Here is an 18,521-nt window from a genome sequence, read left to right on the forward strand (position 1 = left end):
TTCAGCGCGGCGGCGCGACGATCGCCGCTGACTCGGGCGGCAGCGCGATGGTCCGTGCCACCATCCGGCCGGGTGCCGTCTCCAGCAGGATCCGCGAGTCGGGGCCGAGGTCGAACTCCACCTCCTCCGTGGTGAGGTTCACGAGCACCGCGAGCTCACCCCGCTCGATGCGGTAGGCCCGGTGCTCTGGTGCGCCCTTGAGATGAGAGACCGAGACGACGTTGTGCGACATCTCGGGGTCGGTCAGTTCGGGCACCTCCCGTCGCAGCGCGATCAGACGTCGATACAGATCGAGCATCCGAGCATGGTGCGGCGATTCGAGCTCGCTCCAGTCCAGCCGCGACCTCTCGAAGGTCGCAGGGTCCTGGGGGTCGGGCACAGCGGCCGGGTCCCATCCCATCCGCGCGAATTCGGCGATCCGGCCCTCCGCCGTGGCCCGGGCGAGCTCGGGTTCCTTGTGAGACGTGAAGAACTGCCAGGGAGTCGATGCTCCCCATTCCTCGCCCATGAACAGCATCGGGGTGCCCGGCGCTGTCAGCGTCAGCACCGCGGCGACGGCGAGCCGGTCGGATGACAGCGACGCCGTCAGCCGGTCTCCGGCCGCGCGGTTGCCGATCTGGTCATGATCCTGCGCGAACGTGACCAGACGCCAGGCGGGAACGCTCGGCGGCAGCGGGGCGCCGTGCGCTCGCCCGCGGAACGACGAATACGTGCCGTCGTGGAAGAACCCGTCCTGGGTGACCTTCGCGACAGCATCCGGTGCCGCGAAATCGGCGTAGTACCCGTCGGTCTCGCCGGTGAGCGCGACGTGCACGGCGTGGTGCCAGTCGTCCGACCACTGAGCGGTGAGACCGTATCCACCGTCCTCGCGGGGGACGACCATGACGGGGTCGTTGAGATCGGACTCGGCGATCAGGCTCAGGGGGCGGTCGACCTCACGCGCCAGCGCATCCACTCGCTCGGACAGCTCGTGCAGCAGATGCGGTGTGCTCTCGTCGTGCAGGGCGTGCACGGCGTCGAGACGCAGACCGTCGACGTGGAAGTCACGCAGCCACATCAGGGCGTTCTCGATGATGTACTCGCGCACGGCCGGTTCATCGAGGTTCACCGAGTCGCCCCACGCGGTGTGCTCGCCTTCGCGCAGGTAGGGGCCGAACTCGGGCAGGTAGTTGCCGCTCGGGCCGAGGTGGTTGTAGACCACGTCCTGGATCACCGCGATGCCGCGTGCATGAGCGGAATCGACGAGCCGCTGATACGCGGCCGGGCCCCCGTACCCCTCGTGCACGGCGTACCAGAGCACGCCGTCGTATCCCCAGTTCCACTCACCGCTGAACGCGTTGACCGGAAGAAGCTCGACATGGGTGATGCCGAGCTCGACGAGGTGATCGAGATGCCCGGCGAGCGAGTCGAGTGTCCCCTCGGGCGTGAACGTGCCGACGTGCAGCTCGTAGATCACACCGCCGTCGAGCGGCCGTCCGCTCCAGCCGGTGTCGGTCCACTCGAAGCGGGCGGGGTCGAACAGGGCCGAGGGCCCGTGCACGCCTCGAGGCTGTCGGCGCGACCGAGGGTCGGGGCGCAGCTCGGTGCTGTCGCCGAGCAGGAAGCCGTAGCGCTCGCCCTCGGCCATCGCCACATCCGTGCGCCACCACCCGGACCCGTCATCCGCCGGATCGAGATCGTGCTCCGAGATCGTCGTGCAGGCGGGGGTGAGACGCCGCAGCTGCACCCTGTCGACGCGCGGAGCCCAGACCGAGATCATCGCTCATCCACCAGGAGCGCCACCGGATAGGTGTCGAGAAGGTCGGCGAGACGGATCGGCCCACGGTCGAACCGACGCCCCGTGATCGCGTCGGTCGCGGGCAGCTCGCGCCGCAGCAGCACGGTGTCGCCCCAGCCACCTCGACGGGCGAGTCCTGCGGGCAGACGCGTCGCCACGGCGAGCACGCCGCCCCGGTCCATGGCGACCGCATGATCCGATGCCTCCCCGGCGACGCCACCGGGGCGATACCGGTAGAACAGCTCGCGGTTGTCTCTGCGCAGACGCAGCGCGCGAGAGGTGAGGAGCATCTTCGCGAGACCCGAGTCGTCGACAGGGGGGAGGACGCCGCGGGCGACGTCCTCATCGAGTCGCCGGAGCATCGCCGATCGTTCGGCGAAGTCCACGGGCCGCCGGTTGTCGGGGTCGACGAGGGAGTGATCCCACAGTTCGGTGCCCTGATAGACGTCCGGCACACCGGGGGCTGCGAGCTGCAGAAGCTTCGCGGACAGCGAGTTCACCCGGCCGTGATCGACGATCTCGCCCACGAACGCCTCGAGGGTCGCGCGGGCATCTCCGTTCGCCGCGTGCGCGATCGATTCGATGCCCTTCTCGAACTCGAGGTCGGGATGCTGCCATCCGGTCGACTCCGCGGCTTCGCGCGCCGCCTTCAGGCCGTAGGCGAGCAGTCGCTCCGATGAGATCGGCCAGGCTCCCACCGCCGCCTGCCAGAGCAGCGAATCGAGCGGGCCGTGTCCGGTCGACGCGACGGCCCGAAGATCGGTCAGGACCTCGGCCCATCGATCCGGAACCTCTGCGAGCACCGAGAGGCGTGCGCGGACGTCTTCGGATCGCTTCGTGTCGTGGGTCGACAGCGCGGTGAGAGAGTGCGGCCACGACGCCAGTCGCGCTCGCTGTGCGTCATGGAACTCGTCGACCGAGACGGAGGTGATCGACGGGTCGCCGCCGACCTCTGTCAGGGTTCCGAGCCGGGTCTGGCGGTAGAACGCGGTGTCCTCCACACCCTTGGCCATGACGGCGCCTGTCACCTGAGGAAAGCGCTCCGACACCTCGAGAGTCGTGTCGAGCAGCAGCGGGGTCAGCTCTGCGATCGAGGCCGCGAGGTCGGGGCGTCGGCGCGAGGCGTCGTCGATCGCGTGCTGCACGTGCTCGCGCCCCGCCGGCAGATACGCCCTGTAGACGGGGAAGCTCGCCACGATCTCGGCCAGCGCGTCTTCTGCGCCGACCACACCGAACGGCAGCGCCCGCACCAGGCGGCGCACCTCGGACTGCAGCAGCTCGTCGGCGATCATCCGCTTGGTCGTATGGATCAGGTCGTGCCACGGCTCCGCCGCGGGCAGACCGGTCTCCGAGCGCAACCGCTCATCGAGTCGGTCGAGGGCTGCGACTCCGTCGCCGTTGATCAGGACGCGGTCGATCTCGCCCATCGCGTCGTATCCGGTCGTGCCGTCGGTGCGCCACCACGAGGGCAGCTGCTCGCCGGGCTCGAGGATCTTCTCCACGACCGTGTATGCGCCGCCCGTGATGTCCGCGAGTCGCTCGAGGTAGCCGCCGGGGTCTGTCAGTCCGTCGGGGTGGTCGACCCGCAGGCCGTCGGCCAGACCATCGGTGATCCACCGTGCGATCTCGACATGCGACTCGTCGAAGACATCGGGGATCTCGACGCGGATGCCGGCGAGCTCCGAGACGGCGAAGAAGCGGCGGTAGTCGAGGTCGGTGTTCTGGTCTTCCCAGAACCGCAGCTCGTAGTGCTGGGTCTCCAGGAGCCTCGGCAGGTCTTCCGCGAACTCACCGGAGCCCGGCGCCAACGGCAGCACATGGTCGAAGTACGACAGCGTTCCGTCGGGGGCGTCGTCGGCGGGAGTGGTGTCGACCACGATGTCACCGGACTCGAGGACCTCTGAGAGCGACGAACCAAGGATCGGCAGACGCACCCGCCCCTCCGACAGTCGCCGGTCGATGTCGAACGCCACCGCATGACGTGACGTGCGTCCGAGTCTCAGCAGATCCCACCACCAGACGTTGGCGCGGGGGATTGCCACGCCGACGTGGTTCGGCACGATGTCGACGAGGATGCCGAGTCCGGCTTCTCGCGCGGCGGCGGCGAACCGCTTCAGGCCGTCGGGGCCGCCGCGGTCGTCATCCACTCGGGAGTGGTCGACGACGTCGTAGCCGTGGTCCGACCCGGGCACGGCGGCCAGGAGCGGCGACAGGTAGGCCCACGACGCGCCGAGATCGGCCAGGTACTTCGTGACCGATGCCGCATCGTCGAGCGTGAAGCCTGACCGGATCTGCAGACGATAGGTCGAGAGCGGGCGATACGTCATCGAGGCAGCTCCGGGGTGGGGGCCGGCGCCGGGGCCTCGGCCTGCTCGGTCTGAATGCGCAGCGACGCTTCGACCGAATTGTCCGTCGACACCACCGTCCGGTCGACGTCACGCAGCACGAGGAGCGAGTGGGCCTCGAGCGGGACCGACGCACCCGGATCCAGCGATCCGCCATCGGCTCGCTCGCCCGCGGTGTCGATCATGACCTCCCACGCATGGCCGTGCCGCTCATCGGGCAGCGCGAGCTCGACGGCATCCGTCCCACTGTTGAAGTAGACGAGGAAGTTCTGATCGGTGACGGGGCGACCCCGCCGGTCCTTCTCGCGGATCCCCTGACCGTTGAGGAAGACTCCGATCGCGAGACCGAATCCGGAATCCCAGTCCTCCGGTTCCATGCGGCGGCCATCCGGACGCAGCCAGACGACGTCGGGCACGCGCTCGCCGTCGTCCGACCGCACCGGACGCCCGTCGAAGAAGCGGCTGCGTCGGAACGTCGGGTGGTCGCGGCGAAGCCTGGCCACGGCTGCAGTGAACTCCACGAGCGGCAGGTCGGCCGATTCCCAGTCGACCCAGGTGAGCTCGTTGTCCTGTGCGTAGCCGTTGTTGTTGCCGTCCTGGGTGCGGCCGAGCTCGTCGCCGTGCGCGATCATCGGCACTCCCTGCGACAGCAGCAGAGTCGCCAGGAAGTTGCGCTGCTGACGAGCACGTATGCGGTTGATCCCCTCGTCCTCGGTAGGACCCTCCGCGCCGTGGTTGTCTGAGCGGTTGTGGGACTCTCCGTCGTTGTTGTCCTCGCCGTTCGCGTCGTTGTGCTTCTCGTTGTACGACACGAGGTCGCGCAGCGTGAAGCCGTCGTGCGCGGTCACGAAGTTGATCGACGCCACAGGGCGGCGACCGGAATGCTCGTAGAGGTCGGCCGACCCGGTGAGGCGGGAGGCGAACTCGCCGAGCGCCTGAGGCTCGCCACGCCAGAAGTCGCGCACCGTGTCGCGGTACTTGCCGTTCCACTCCGTCCACTGCGGGGGGAAGTTGCCGACCTGATATCCGCCCGGACCGACGTCCCACGGCTCGGCGATGAGCTTCACCTGCGAGACGATCGGATCCTGCTGCACGAGCTCGAAGAAGGCTGCCAGTCGATCGACGTCGTAGAACTCGCGCGCGAGGGTCGAGGCGAGGTCGAAGCGGAAGCCGTCGACGTGCATCTCGGTCACCCAGTACCGCAGCGAGTCCATGATCAGCTGCAGCGCATGCGGGTTGCCCGCGTTGAGGCTGTTCCCTGTGCCTGTGTAGTCGGTGTAATAGCGGCGGTCCTCTTCGAGGCGGTAGTACGCCTCGTTGTCGATGCCCCGCATCGAGAGCATCGGCCCCATGTGGTTTCCCTCGGCGGTGTGGTTGTAGACCACGTCGAGGATGACCTCGATGCCTGCTGCATGGAGCGCGCGCACCATGGCCTTGAACTCCTGCACCTGCTGACCGTGCTGCCCGCTGGAGGAGTAGTCGTTGTGCGGCGCGAAGAACGCGAGGGTGTTGTAGCCCCAGTAGTTCGTGAGGCCCTTCTCTTCGAGCGTCGAGTCGTAGATGAACTGGTGCACCGGCATCAGCTCGATCGCGGTGACTCCGAGGTGCACGAGATGCGCGATGACCGACGGGTGACCGATCGCCGCATATGTGCCGCGCAGCTCCTCGGGGACATCGGGGTGCAGCTGCGTGAGTCCCTTGACGTGCGCTTCGTAGATCACGGTCTGCGCGTAGGGGATCTTCGGAAGGCGGTCGCCCGCCCATTCGAAGAACGGGTTCACGACCACGCCCTTCACCATCGTCGCGGCGGAGTCCTCGTCGTTGCGGGAGTCGGGGTCGCCGAAGTCGTAGCCGAACAGCGGCTGTCCCCACTCCACACGACCTGCGACCGACTTCGCGTAGGGGTCGAGAAGGAGCTTGTTCGGGTTGAATCGCTTTCCCTGGGCGGGGTCGTAGGTGCCGTGCACGCGGTATCCGTACAGCTGCCCCGGCTGAACCGAGGGCAGATACCCGTGCCACACGTACGCGTCGACCTCTTCGAGCGCGATCCGCTCTTCGTTGCCGTCGTCATCGAACAGACACAGCTCGACCTTCTCGGCGCCTTCGCTGAACAGGGCGAAGTTCGCGCCCTGGCCATCGAAGGTCGCACCGAGCGGGTAGGGGGAACCGGGCCAGATCTCGCGGCTCACTGAGCGCGCCGCTTCGAGACGGCGCGGTGCAGAACAGTCCGCACAGCGTCGTGGAAGTCATACACCTGAGCGATCTCATCGGCGTGATGATAGGGGTGGCCCACGTAGCAGACGAAGACCGGATGCACGTGCTCGACGTATCCGACGGGACCTTCGTGGAGCACGACGTACCGATCGAGGTCGACACGTTCGTAGAGGGGCTCGGCCGGCGTGGAGGCTGTCGTGGGAGCCTGGCCGTCGGCGGGCTTGTGGTCATGCGCGGTATGGGTCTTCGCAGTCATGAGGGCTCCTGTTCTGTTGATGGGGTCCACGCTAAGAGATCCGAGCTCACAGGGAAATACCATTGCCTCCGCGCGACGAACGCGCTATGTCGTGAGTGCGCGTGGTGGCCGTGCAACCACCCCGCGGCCACCTGCGAGAATGGAAGCCCCGTGCCGATCCCGAACCGAGGAGCTCCCGTGCAGTACATCTCCACCCGAGGCGGCATGCAGCCGCTGCCGTACTGCGAGACCCTGCTCGAAGGGCTCGCGACAGACGGCGGGCTCGCCGTGCCCGAGACCATGCCGACGGTCGACGGTGAGACTCTCGAGCGCTGGCGGGCGCTGACCTACCCGCAGCTCGCGACCGAGGTGCTCGCGTTGTTCGCGACGGACATCCCCCGTGCCGATCTCGCGCGCATGACCGCGGCTGCATACGACCAGTTCCCCGAAGAGGTCGTGCCGCTGCGCTCGATCGATGACGACCTCACGCTCGTGGGTCTCTCCGAGGGCCCGACGCTGGCGTTCAAGGACATGGCCATGCAGTTCCTCGGCCAGGTCGTCGAGTACGCGCTGGAGCGCAAGGGCTCTGTCCTGAACATCCTCGGCGCGACCTCCGGAGACACGGGATCGGCTGCCGAGCACGCGCTGCGCGGCAAGGACCGCATCTCGGTCTTCATGCTGTCTCCGAAGGGACGCATGAGCGCGTTCCAGCGTGCGCAGATGTTCTCGCTCGCCGACGAGAACATCCACAACATCGTGGTCGACGGCGTGTTCGACGACTGCCAGAACCTCGTCAAGTCGCTCGCAGGCGATCTCGACTTCAAGCGGGCCCAGCACCTCGGCGCCGTCAACTCGATCAACCTCGCCCGCATCACCGCTCAGGTCGTCTACTACTTCTGGGCATGGCTGCGCGCGACGGATGCCGGCGGCTGGACCGAGGTCTCGTTCACCGTGCCGTCGGGGAACTTCGGCAACATCCTCTCGGGGTTCTTCGCGAAGCAGATGGGCCTCCCGATCCGTCGGCTCGTGCTCGCCGCCAATGAGAACAACGTGCTCGACGAGTTCTTCCGCACCGGTGTCTACCGGCCCCGCAGCGCGGCGCAGACGCTCGCCACCTCGAGCCCGTCGATGGACATCTCGAAGGCCTCGAACCTCGAGCGCTTCATCTTCGAGCTCGTCGGGCGCGATGCCGCACGCGTGGTCAAGGCCTGGCAGGATCTCGACACCCAGGGCTTCTTCGATTTCACCGCCGACCTGGCTCGTTTCGTCGACGAGTTCGGCATCGTCAGCGGCACCTCGACCCACGCCGACCGACTCGCGACCATCAAGGCGGTCTACGAGGCGACGGGCGACATCATCGACCCTCACACCGCGGACGGGGTCAAGGTCGCCCGCGAGAATCTCGAATCGGGTGTGCCGATGCTCGTGCTCGAGACCGCGAAGCCGCAGAAGTTCGCCGAGACGATCCGCGAGGCGATCGACGTCGAGCTCGAGTACTCCTCGGAGCTGCGCGCCATGCTCGATGCTCCGCAGCACCGGACCGAGATGGCAGACGACGAGCAGGAGCTCCGTGCGTTCATCGAAGCGAAGGCCCTGAGCTGAGCAAACCGCACCGTGCCGCCCCCTTGGCGACCTGACACCACGGAGACCTCCTCCTGCGGACGCCCGCAGGAGGGGGTCTTCGCAGTCAGCGGAACGGCAGCGTGCGACTCACTCGGGGTCGCCGTGCAGCATCCATGGAATCCCGAATCGATCGATGAGCATCCCGAAACTGCCGCCCCACGGCGCAGCGTCGAGCGGCATAGTGATCGCCGCGCCGTCGGACAGCGCATCCCAGACCTGCTGCGTCTTCTCCTGCGTATTGCCGCTCAGTGAGACCGAGAACCCCTGCGGCGGCTCGAACGGAATGCCGTCGGGGGTGTCCGACGCCATCAGCACCAGGCCGTCGGGCGTGGTGAGCTGCGCGTGCATCACGAGGTCGTTCTGATCGGGGTTCTGCACCATGTCGGGGAACTCGCCGAACACGGTGATCTCGAGGTCCCCGCCGAGGATGCCCTGATAGAACTCCATCGCCTGTCTCGCTTCGGTGCGGAACGAGAGATACGGATTGAGTGTTGCCATGACTGCCCCCAGCTATGTCAGGCAGGGCCCTCGTCGGCCCCGCTGGGGCTCATTCTGCGCCGGGGGTCGGACATACGCAAGAGCGGCGCCTTCGCTCAGCCGGGGAGCGCCTTCACCGCCGCGGTCAGCACCTGAGGCACCGTCGGCACGCCTTCTGCCCGGAAGACCTCCGCACCCGCGGCATCGCGGATGATGACCGTGGGGGTGAACCGGATGTCGAGCGCCTCCGCCGCATCCGGCTCCGATGCGACGTCGATCTCTGTGACGGTCGCATCGGGAAGGTAGCGCACCGCATCAGCCACGACCGCACGGGTTCGCGAGCAGGCGCCGCAGAACGCGGATGTGACCAGTGTGAGTTCCATCGCGCTCCTCTCGTCTCTCGATGTGCAACCCGGCGCCGGCCCGTCGTGTTCCCGGATCGAGGTCAGAACTCGGTGCGCTTGACGAGGCCCCGATTCGTGCGGATGTGCTCGTAGTCCCACTGCACGACCCGTGACTCCGACAGCCAGACGGCGAGACGGTGGGTGTCGATCTCCGAGACGTCGACGAACCTCGCCTCGGCCGCCTCGAACGATCCGGACGCGACGAGTCCAGGCTCGGCGAACGACTGGCCACTCCAGAACATCAGTCGCACGGCATCCTTCAACCGGTCGTATCCCACGATCGGATTGCCGTCGAGGAACCAGACGGGGTGCGCGTGCCACACCTTGGCGGCCGCCTCGGGAAGCCCCCGGTCGATCTCGTCGGCGAGGCGCTCGCAGATCTCGCGATCTTCGGGGCTGAGTCTCCGGTGGTAGTCGTCGATCTCGGGCGCGCGGGTCATGGTGCGAGTATGGCCCGTGCGGCGGCCGCCGTCGAGGGTCAGGCGCGCGACGCGGTGGCGCGAGGATGCAGCAGCCCCGAGAGCGCGCCGAGCGCGGCGCCGACGAGGGTGTCGACGATACGTTCCCACGCGACGTCCATCGAACCGATCTCGCCGGTCGCGGCGCCCGTCAGCAGCAGCACGAGCGGCGTGATGAAGACGAGCGCGAGTGCGTAGTGGCGCACCACCACGAGCTCGATCGTGAACTGCAGGGCGCCGAGAAGCAGCGCCAGCCAGAGACCCGACGGATGCAGCAGGGCGAGAAGCGCGTAGACCCCCGCGCCGACGACGGTCCCGAGCATGCGGTGCAGTCCGCGTTGCACGGCGGCGCGGCGGGCGGCTGCCACGCCGATCACGGCGACGGCCGATCCGACGATCCAGTACGTGCGAGTCGGGTCGATCACCAGCCCGAGCAGCACGCCGATGATCGCGACGATCGCGACCCGGATCAGCAGCATGCGTGAATCGGCCGTGAACGCGGGCCCCGGCAGCAGCTCACGCAGCGGCCTGGCCGAGACCGAACGCGCACGGGGGAGCAGAAGCGGTGCCATCGCGATCAGATAGGAGAACACGCATCCCGCCGCGAGCGCGGCGATGTAGACCATCGGTGCGATCGGTGAACTGACGATCACATGAGCCGAGAGGCCGAAGACCAGCACGAAGAAGAGGGGCCCCGGTGGACCGAGCCGGAAACCGAACGCCAGAGCCGCGCTGACGACCGCGACGACCACGACGCCGATGCTCACGAGCCAGGCGCTCGCGGAGGCAGCGACTCCGAGTGCGGCGCTGGCGATCAGACCCGCGGCGACGAAGGGCAGGATCCTGGCCCGTTCGACCACAGGAGCGGTGCCGGCGAAGAGGACCGTGAATGCGCCCGACGCCGCGATGTAGCCGAGCGAGGGCTGACCGATCATGGTCATGACGGCGATCGGCACCGCGATGCCCAGCGCCGCCTGGGTGGCGAGGTGCCAGCGCGGACCGCGCTTGGGCGCCAGGGCGAACAGGCTCATCCTTCTATTGTCTCGTGGTGCCGAGGACCCGCGGGACGCGGCTGAGCCGTTCCGGTGCGTCCGGAGTGCGGGTGGGAGGCAACGAGCCCGGCGCTACGATGGCCGACGTGACAGAACCGCGCCCCGGAATCGCCGAACGCCTCTCGCAGATGATCCAGCTGCCGACCGTGTCGGCGGAGCTGGAGGAACGCGGATCCGACCCGTTCGAGGCGTTCGTCGCGTTGATCGCCGACCTCTATCCGCTCGTCCACGAGCACCTCACGTTCGAACGGCATACAGATTTCGGGCTGCTCTTCCGCTGGTCGGGCAGAGATGCTGAGGCCGACGGGCCGGTCGTGCTGATGGCGCACTACGACGTCGTACCGGTGGATGAGAGCGATGCATGGACGCATCCTCCGTTCGAGGGCGTCATCGCCGACGGGGTGGTCTACGGGCGCGGGGCTCTCGACGACAAGGGTCCGCTGATCGTCGTGCTCGAGGCGGTCGAGAATCTGCTCGCCGACGGGTTCGTCCCCGCGCGAGACGTCTACCTCTCATTCGGAGGCAATGAAGAGACCTTCGGTCGAGCGGCCGAGGAGATCGCGCGGGTGCTGCGCGAGCGCGGCATCATCCCGTGGCTCGTGGTCGACGAAGGCGGCGCGGTCGTCGACGCCCCACTGCCTTTCGTACCGGGCCGAGCGGCGATGATCGGCGTCGGGGAGAAGGGTGTGATGACCCTGACCCTCTCGGCGCGCGGCGAGGGTGGCCACGCGTCGGCGCCTCCCTCTCTGACCGCCGTCCGGAGGGTGGCGAGAGCCGTCGATCGGCTCGGGCCCCGGACGTTCCGACCGCGGCCCTCGAAGGCGATCGGGAGGATGCTGTCGCAACTCGGCGCTCAGACGCCAGGCCCCGCGAGACATCTGCTGCGCCTGCTCGGATCCGCGCCGCTGCTGACCGGTCAGCTGTTCGCCGCGCTCGGCGGCGAGCCCGCCGCTCTCGTGCGCACGACCGTGGCTCCGACGATGCAGTCGGGTGGCACGGCGGCGAACGTCCTCCCCTCACAGGCGTCGGCGACCGTGAATCTGCGCATCGCTCTGGGCGAGACGACGCAGCAGACGGTGCTGCGGGTGCGTCGGCGCATCCGGGATCCGCTGGTCGCGGTCACCGTCGAGGAGGCGAGCGAACCGTCGCCCGAATCTGCGACGGACAACGCCCAGTTCGCGGTGCTCGCCGACGCGCTCGCGGTCTCGCACCCCGGAGTCCCCGCCGTGCCGTACGTGATGATGGCGGCGACGGACTCTCGCCACTTCCACCGTTTCGCGCCGGCCGTCTACCGCTTCGCACCGCTCGACATGTCGAACGCGCAGCGGGCGTCGATCCATGGCGTCGATGAGAACGTCGAGATCGCTGCGCTCGAGCGGGGAGAGCGGTTCCATCGGGCTCTCCTCGAGCGGCTAGGGTGATCTCACCCCTTCGAGGGCGTCTCGGCGCCCGAGTCAGCCCTTTCACCGAGGAGCCGCGATGACGCGCACCCGCACTCTGGGAACCCTCGCCACCGTCGTCGGCTTCCTCGCCTTCGTCGAGTTCACCAGCGGCGTGCTGCAGGGCTATTACACGCCCATGCTCACCGACATCGCGCGGCATCTGGGAATCCACGACGCCGACGTGAACTGGCTCGAGGGCACGCAGCTCATGCTCTCGGCTCTCGTCGTGCCGGCGTTCGCGAAGCTCGGCGACATGGTCGGGCACAAGCGGATGCTGTTGATCTCGACGGCGCTGACCGCCGCCGCGGCACTCGTGCTGCCGTTCACGGACTCGTTCCCCGTGTTCCTGATCGGCTGGACGCTCATGGGCTTCTACGTCGTCTGGCTGCCGCTCGAGATCGCGCTCATCTGGTCGCGCTCCCGCCGGATGGAGGGACGCTCCTCGATCACGGCGAAAGCGGCAGGGCTGCTGGTGGCGGCGCTCGAAGGCGGCGCGATCATCGGTGCTCTCGTCGGCGGCGCGCTGATCGATGTCCTCCCGCTGACGGTCGTGCTCCTCATTCCCGCGGTGCTGATCGTCGTCTGCTTCTTCGTGATCCTGTTCGGGGTGAAGGAGTCGCCCGATCCGACCGGCGGCGTGTTCGACACGGTCGGCGTCGTGCTGATCTCGCTCGCCCTGATCTGCTTCACCGGCGGGCTGAGCCTGCTCCGTCTCGAGGGCGGACTCGTCAACCCCTGGTCATGGGCGGTGGTCGTGCTCGGCCTCCTGCTGGTCATCCCGTTCGTGCTCTGGGAGCTGCGCTGCGATGACCCTCTCATCGACGTGCGCATGTTCCGCTCACCGGCCCTCGGGCCTGTGTTCCTCACCGCCGGCCTGTTCGGAGTGAGCGTGCTCGGGGCCCAGGCGCCGCTGTCGACGTTCGCGCGCACCGATCCGGGTGTCTACGGCTATGGGCTCGGAACGACGGGTTTCGCGACGTCGCTGATCATCGGGCTGTATCTGATCGCGATGATCGCAGGTGCGCTGCTGTTCCCGCTCGTCGCTCGACTGGTGAGCCCGCGGATCACTCTCATGGGCGCGTCTCTGCTCGTCGGCATCGGGTTCCTGCTGTTCCTGCCTTTCCATGACTCCTATGTGCAGGTGGTGACCAACATGGTCATCGTCGGACTCGGCTCCGGCGCTCTCGTGGCGGCTCTCCCCGCGGCGGCTGCGTCGGCGGCTCCCGCGACGCAGACCGGTGTGGCGACGGGACTCACCAACTCGGTCAAGACGGTCGGCGGAGCGATCGCCTCGTGCATCTTCGGGATCGCACTGCTCAACGGCGTGAGCGGAGCGGTCGAGGGCACCGCAGGGTCATTCGCCGGCTACGTCACGGTCTGGGTGGTCTGCGGCGTGACGGCGCTCGTCGCCGCCGCGATCCTCGTCTTCGTTCCGAAAGAGGCTTTCACCGACCGGACGGATGCCGAGGCCGTCGCCACGCCGATCGCCTGACGTCAGCTGGGATCGAGGCCGAGAACCCGGGAGATCTGAGGCCAGGCGTGCGCGCCGAGCGCTGCATCCGCGCGCGGTGTGCCGCCCCGAGCCATGTGCACGCCGCCGGCCGCGGGGGCCTCGCCGGGCAGGAGCAGACGATGCCCTGCATCCGGATGCTGGACGATCGTCGTGCCGCTGCCATGGGCATGGCGGCGCTGTGAGATCGCCGTCGTGAACGCGGCGCTCGGCCAGACGCGGTCGTCGCCTCCGGCGATCAGCAGCAGATCGCCGGAGATCCGCTCGACTGGGATCGTCGCCGCCGCAGTGAGTGCCGGGTCGAGGGTCAGGCTCGTCGAGTACAGCGAGAGGTACTCCGGCGGATCGCTCATCGGCGTCCATGCCGGGTCGAACACGACCGCCGGCAGCGGAGAACCACCCAGAGTCCAGTGCGAGGACCAGCGGCCCTCCGCCAGCCCGGACCAGACGACGGACGACGGGGAGACGGCGATGGTCGCCTCGATCTCGACGGTGGAAGCGGTGACGAGGGCCGCCTCGGCGCCGAACGACGTTCCGAAGATCGCCACGCGATCGTGATCTCGTCGCAGCAGCTCGATCTGATCGATGAACATCTCGATCGGGACCTCATGGGGCGCCGGTCGCTGGCCGATGCCGCCGAACCAGCGGATCGCGCGCACCCGAGCGCCGCGATGGCTGAGCAGATCGGCGCGAGCGGACTCGAGGCGCCCACTCGAACCCGCGAGCAGCAGCACCGCTGCGCCGCAGGGTCGCTCGGGGAATGCGTCGTAGACGTCATCCGAGGCGATGGACGAAGGCATGTTGTGGTGGGCCGATGTCAGTCGCGGTCGAGCCCGAACGAGCGCTTGACCACGGCCTGCATGTCGCGGTCGAGTCCGTCGATGCGCGTGTTCACGGTGTCGAAGCGGGCGTTCATCTCGCCGCGGAGGCCCCCGATCTGGGCGTTCATCTCGTTGCGGAGGCCACCGATCTCGGTGCGGACGACCCGGATGAACAGTGTGGAGACGACGGTCAGCATGCCGAACATGAGCGCGGTGAAACACCCGATCATGGTCCAGATCTGAGCGTCGGTCATGAGGTGCACCATGTCATCCTCGCATCGTTCCACGTCGAGCAGCGGAATCGTGGTCGCTGTATACCGTCATCCCGAGCAGTGTGAGGAACTGCGAGTTGCAGGGTGGTCGTGCAGGAGGGGTGGGCGGGGATTCCTCATCACTCGCCCACCCCCGTGCTCAGTCGCCCTTGACGTTGACGAGCTGACGCAGCGTGTGCCTGATCTCGACCAGGCTCGCGGCATCCGTCATCACCTGATCGATCGGCTTGTACGCCTGCGGGATCTCATCGATGAAGGCGCTCGTGTCGCGGAACTCGATCCCCTCCATCGCCTCACGCAGCTGCTCGTGCGAGAACGTGCGCCGAGCCGCCGACCGCGAGTACTCCCGGCCGGCGCCGTGCGGTGACGAGTTCAGCGACTGCGGGTCGCCGAGGCCCTCGACCACGTACGACGCGGTGCCCATCGAGCCCGGGATGAGTCCGGGGCGACCGGCATCCGCCTGGATCGCGCCCTTTCTCGACACCCACACCTGCTTGCCGTAGTGCTTCTCCGACTCGGTGAAGTTGTGGTGGCAGTTGATGCGCTCCTGCTCGTCGACCGGGGCGCCGAGAAACTCCGATACCTGCCGTGCGACCCGGTCCATCATCTCCTCGCGGTTGAGCAGCGCGAAGTGCTGGGCCCACCGCAGCTCGCGGATGTACCGGGTGAACTCGGGAGTGCCTTCGACGAGGTACGCGAGGTCGGGGTCGGGCAGCTCGATCCACCACTGCTTCGCCAGCCGCTGCGCGACGGCGATGTGGTGACCGGCGATCCGGTTGCCGACGCCTCGAGAACCCGAGTGCAGGAAGAGCCACACGCGGTCGAGCTCGTCCACCGACACCTCGATGAAGTGGTTGCCGGAGCCGAGCGTTCCGAGCTGCAGTCGCCAGTTCCTGGCGTACTTCTCAGGGTCAAACTCGCTCTGCTCAGCGAGCGTCTCGAGCTCTGCGATGCGCGGTTCGGCACTCGCGACGATCTTGTTGTTGTAGCGCCCCGCCGACAGCGGGATCGCGCGCTCGATCTGCTCGCGCACCTCGGCGAGATCGCGACCGGCGAGGTCACCCTTCGTGAACTGGGTGCGAACCGCGATCATGCCGCAGCCGATGTCGACACCGACTGCGGCGGGGATGATCGCGCCGAGCGTCGGGATGACCGAGCCGACCGTCGCTCCCTTGCCGAGGTGCGCATCGGGCATCAGAGCCACGTGCGGGTGGATGAACGGCATGCGCGCGGTGGTGTGCGCCTGATCGAGTGTCTTCTCATCGATCATCGACGCCCACGAGAGCAGCCGTGTGGAGAGCCTCTCCATGATTCCTTTCCTTGTGTGATGTTCAGCCACAGGTCGGGAGTCTCGTGAGAAACGGAAATGCCCCGAACCTGACGGTGCGGGGCATGAGAACAGCGGATGCTGTCACATGGCGCGCGCCGGAGGGTACGACTCGTAGCGGTCATTGCGCTTCTGCTGAAGCGGCAAGACCGCGGCGAAGGGGAAGTTCCGCAGGGCGGTCATCCGTCGTCTCCTCGGCGTGAATGCTGTGCGCGATCGGCACAGCTTTGCCACACTAGGGCGCGACACGCCCGGGAGTCAAGCGGAATCGTGCGGGGGGTTGTGCATGAACTCGACGCGGATGCCGTCGGCGTCCTCGACGAAGGAGGCGTAGTAGCGGTCGGTGTACCGCGGATACTCCTTCGGGTCTCGGACGGCCGTCCATCCGGCATCGAGCGCCACTGCATGCAGGCGATCCACCTCATCGCGCGAGGGCATGGCGAACGCGATGTGCTGCCAGCCGACCCGGCCGTGGCGGTGAGGGCCGGAGTCCTCATCCCATGCGTACAGGATGATCTCTGTCTCGTCGCCGTTGTTCCATGAGATGGAATGGTCGTCTTCGCCGCCGCTCTCGTAGCCGAGCGCCATGAGCACGGGGTGGAACTGGGCTCTGCCCCGTTCGAGGTCGTCGACGGTGATTCCCAGATGATCCAGAAGTGCCATGCGTTCAGTCTTCCAGTCGAGGCACGCGCTGCACTAGTGCGGCGCGTGGTACTCGGCTTCGCCGCGCTTCCAATAGCCCTTGACCACGGCGTTCGCGGAGTCGATGCCCCAGCGGTCCAGCAACGCGCGCCCCGGTTTGACGATCGACTGTTCGGCCGCGATGAAGACGAACGGGTCGTCGCCGATCGCATCTTCCGCTGCCAGGTCGTCGAGGAACGCGATGAGCGCGGAGCCAGAGGGAGCATCGCCGCGATGCAGCCATTCGATGTCGACAGGGGCTTCGATGTCGATCTCACGCCCGGCCGAGACCGTCTCGACCACGATTCGAGCGGCGACGCCGGCGGGGATCAGCGCCGCGAAACGTCGGATGGCGGGGATGGCCGTCTCGTCTCCGACGAGCAGCCAGGAGCCGGGGGTGCCGTTCAGCACCGCCGACCCGCGGGGCCCGCCGACGCCGATCGATGACCCGAGAGCAGCAGTCGCCGCCCAGGGGGCTGCGACACCCGAGTCGCCGTGCACAGCGAACTCGACGTCCAACCAGTCCGCGCCCCAGGCCAGAGGTGTGTACTCACGACTCGGTGCAGCCCGCATCTCCTCGACCGATCCCACCGGGCCGGAGGGGAAGAACAGACGCATGTGGTCGTCGGAGCCCGGGGAGTCGAAGCCCTCGAGGTCGCCGCCCGTGAGGCGCACACGCACGAAGTCGGGTGCCAGCCATTCCCGGGCGCTCAGCGTGACGGTGCGGAAGCGCAGATCGAGGCCTCGGCGCTCGATGGAGAAGCCGGATTTCGTATCGCTCATAAAGTAAGGCTAACCTATCTTGGAGGTGGAGTTAGGGGAGCCTAACTCCACCTGTCCTGCGCCGCCCGCGCGCACTCACCACCGCAGAACAGGAGTCTCTCCATGTCCATGCCCAGAATCCTCAGCGCCACGAGCGTCGGTCTCGTCGGCCTTCTCGCCCTCGCCGGCTGCGCCTCCGGAGCCGAAGCCGAGCCGGCCGAAACCGCGCCGGCCGCCGACTCGGTCACGATCGAGGACAACACCGGATCGCACGAGATCGCCACGCCTCCCGCATCCGTCGTCGCACTGGACAACCGCACGTTCCAGACGCTCTCCGACTGGGGAGTCGAGCTCTCGGCCGGTGCGGTCGCGCTCATGCCCGACACGGTGTCGTACCTCGACGACGACTCGATCGTCGACATCGGCCTGCACAGCGAGCCCGACCTCGAGGCGATCGTCGCCGTCGAACCCGACCTCATCATCAGCGGACAGCGCTTCACGCAGCACAACGAGGCCGTCGCCGAACTCGTGCCTGAGGCGACGATCATCGATCTCGAGCCTCGCGAGGGCGAGCCCTTCGACGACGAGCTCAAACGACAGGTGACCGTGCTCGGCGAGATCTTCGGCAAGCAGGACGAGGCGCAGTCACTGGTCGACGATTTCGACGCGGCGGTGGAGCGGGCGAAGGCCGCCTATGACGACGCCGACACCGTCATGGCCGTGAACACCTCGGGCGGCGAGATCGGATATCTGGCACCGACCGTGGGCCGCTCGCTCGGACCGATCTATGACATCCTCGGCCTGACCCCGGCGCTCGAGGTCGCCGATGCCTCCGACGACCATCAGGGCGACGACATCTCGGTCGAGGCGATCGCCGCCTCGAACCCCGACTGGCTTCTCGTGCTCGACCGCGACGCCGTGTTCGCCGCAGAGACCCCCGACTACGTGCAGGCATCCGAGATCCTCGAGAGCTCCGAGGCGCTCGCCGGCGTCACGGCAGTCGCTGACGAGCAGATCGTCTACATGCCCACCGACACGTACCTCAACGAGGGCATCCAGACGTACACGACGTTCCTGAACGACCTCGCCGACGCCCTCGAGGCCGCCCAGAAGTAGTCCGC

At 67.7% G+C, this 18,521-nt stretch carries 17 protein-coding genes; 4 read left to right on the plus strand and 13 right to left on the minus strand.

The features are described from left to right. Position 1: 1 nt before the first annotated feature. From treZ to ASF87_RS09620, 4 genes are read right to left on the minus strand one after another with little or no spacing between them, the layout of a single operon-like run. Entirely contained in the window at positions 2-1,759 is a 1,758-nt protein-coding gene (gene treZ / locus ASF87_RS09605) for a malto-oligosyltrehalose trehalohydrolase (protein ID WP_056375654.1), read from the minus strand. Next, a complete protein-coding gene (gene treY / locus ASF87_RS09610) occupies positions 1,756-4,104 on the minus strand; it encodes a malto-oligosyltrehalose synthase (protein WP_056375655.1) in 2,349 nt (782 codons plus the stop codon). Before treY ends, treZ begins: the two co-directional genes overlap by 4 nt. After that, positions 4,101-6,311 (minus strand): glycogen debranching protein GlgX, encoded by a 2,211-nt coding sequence (gene glgX, locus ASF87_RS09615; protein WP_056375656.1) that lies wholly within the window; start codon positions 6,309-6,311, stop codon positions 4,101-4,103. Before glgX ends, treY begins: the two co-directional genes overlap by 4 nt. Beyond that, positions 6,308-6,592 (minus strand): hypothetical protein, encoded by a 285-nt coding sequence (locus tag ASF87_RS09620; RefSeq protein ID WP_056375657.1) that lies wholly within the window; start codon positions 6,590-6,592, stop codon positions 6,308-6,310. The genes glgX and ASF87_RS09620 overlap by 4 nt, the downstream gene beginning before the upstream one ends. A gap of 177 nt (positions 6,593-6,769) precedes the next feature. Between ASF87_RS09620 and thrC the strand changes: the two genes are divergently transcribed. Beyond that, complete coding sequence (thrC, locus tag ASF87_RS09625) at positions 6,770-8,173, plus strand: threonine synthase (protein WP_056376441.1); 1,404 nt, start codon at positions 6,770-6,772, stop codon at positions 8,171-8,173. Positions 8,174-8,281: 108 nt separating this feature from the next. Here thrC and ASF87_RS09630 read toward each other — a convergent pair whose 3' ends face one another. The 4 genes from ASF87_RS09630 to ASF87_RS09645 all read right to left on the minus strand — a co-directional run bounded on the left by ASF87_RS09630 (position 8,282) and on the right by ASF87_RS09645 (position 10,564). Continuing rightward, complete coding sequence (locus ASF87_RS09630) at positions 8,282-8,692, minus strand: VOC family protein (RefSeq protein ID WP_056375658.1); 411 nt, start codon at positions 8,690-8,692, stop codon at positions 8,282-8,284. 95 nt (positions 8,693-8,787) lie between these two features. Then, positions 8,788-9,054, minus strand: coding sequence for a thioredoxin domain-containing protein (locus ASF87_RS09635; RefSeq protein WP_056375659.1), 267 nt, complete (start codon positions 9,052-9,054; stop codon positions 8,788-8,790). A 62-nt stretch (positions 9,055-9,116) separates the two neighbouring features. Next, a complete protein-coding gene (locus ASF87_RS09640; RefSeq protein WP_056375660.1) occupies positions 9,117-9,515 on the minus strand; it encodes a DUF1801 domain-containing protein in 399 nt (132 codons plus the stop codon). 38 nt (positions 9,516-9,553) lie between these two features. Beyond that, complete coding sequence (locus ASF87_RS09645) at positions 9,554-10,564, minus strand: FUSC family protein (protein ID WP_056375661.1); 1,011 nt, start codon at positions 10,562-10,564, stop codon at positions 9,554-9,556. Positions 10,565-10,662: 98 nt separating this feature from the next. Here ASF87_RS09645 and ASF87_RS09650 point away from each other — a divergent pair, with 98 nt between their 5' ends. Both ASF87_RS09650 and ASF87_RS09655 read left to right on the plus strand, forming a co-directional pair. Further along, entirely contained in the window at positions 10,663-12,006 is a 1,344-nt protein-coding gene (locus ASF87_RS09650) for a M20/M25/M40 family metallo-hydrolase (protein ID WP_056375662.1), read from the plus strand. 58 nt (positions 12,007-12,064) lie between these two features. Next, positions 12,065-13,519, plus strand: coding sequence for an MFS transporter (locus ASF87_RS09655; RefSeq protein WP_056375663.1), 1,455 nt, complete (start codon positions 12,065-12,067; stop codon positions 13,517-13,519). Positions 13,520-13,521: 2 nt separating this feature from the next. On the opposite strand, the gene ASF87_RS09660 is transcribed toward ASF87_RS09655, so the two are convergent. The 5 genes from ASF87_RS09660 to ASF87_RS09680 all read right to left on the minus strand — a co-directional run bounded on the left by ASF87_RS09660 (position 13,522) and on the right by ASF87_RS09680 (position 17,421). Continuing rightward, the gene (locus tag ASF87_RS09660) at positions 13,522-14,337 is read right to left on the minus strand and encodes an acyl-CoA thioester hydrolase/BAAT C-terminal domain-containing protein (protein ID WP_056375664.1); all 816 of its coding nucleotides are present in this window, start codon (positions 14,335-14,337) and stop codon (positions 13,522-13,524) included. Positions 14,338-14,354: 17 nt separating this feature from the next. Continuing rightward, positions 14,355-14,612, minus strand: a complete 258-nt coding sequence (locus ASF87_RS09665; RefSeq protein ID WP_056376442.1) for a hypothetical protein — start codon at positions 14,610-14,612, stop codon at positions 14,355-14,357. Positions 14,613-14,769: 157 nt separating this feature from the next. Further along, positions 14,770-15,939 (minus strand): RtcB family protein, encoded by a 1,170-nt coding sequence (locus ASF87_RS09670; RefSeq protein ID WP_056375665.1) that lies wholly within the window; start codon positions 15,937-15,939, stop codon positions 14,770-14,772. Between the two features lie 276 nt (positions 15,940-16,215). Then, positions 16,216-16,620 (minus strand): VOC family protein, encoded by a 405-nt coding sequence (locus ASF87_RS09675; RefSeq protein WP_056375666.1) that lies wholly within the window; start codon positions 16,618-16,620, stop codon positions 16,216-16,218. A 33-nt stretch (positions 16,621-16,653) separates the two neighbouring features. Then, positions 16,654-17,421 carry a siderophore-interacting protein gene (locus ASF87_RS09680; RefSeq protein ID WP_056375667.1) on the minus strand — a complete coding sequence of 256 codons (768 nt, stop codon included), beginning with the start codon at positions 17,419-17,421 and terminating at the stop codon, positions 16,654-16,656. Positions 17,422-17,523: 102 nt separating this feature from the next. Between ASF87_RS09680 and ASF87_RS09685 the strand changes: the two genes are divergently transcribed. Continuing rightward, positions 17,524-18,516: a siderophore ABC transporter substrate-binding protein gene (locus ASF87_RS09685; RefSeq protein WP_056375668.1), complete on the plus strand. Its 993-nt coding sequence runs from the start codon at positions 17,524-17,526 to the stop codon at positions 18,514-18,516. The last annotated feature ends 5 nt before the right edge of the window (positions 18,517-18,521 follow it).

Source organism: Microbacterium sp. Leaf161, from assembly GCF_001423645.1.
Lineage (GTDB): Bacteria > Actinomycetota > Actinomycetes > Actinomycetales > Microbacteriaceae > Microbacterium > Microbacterium forte.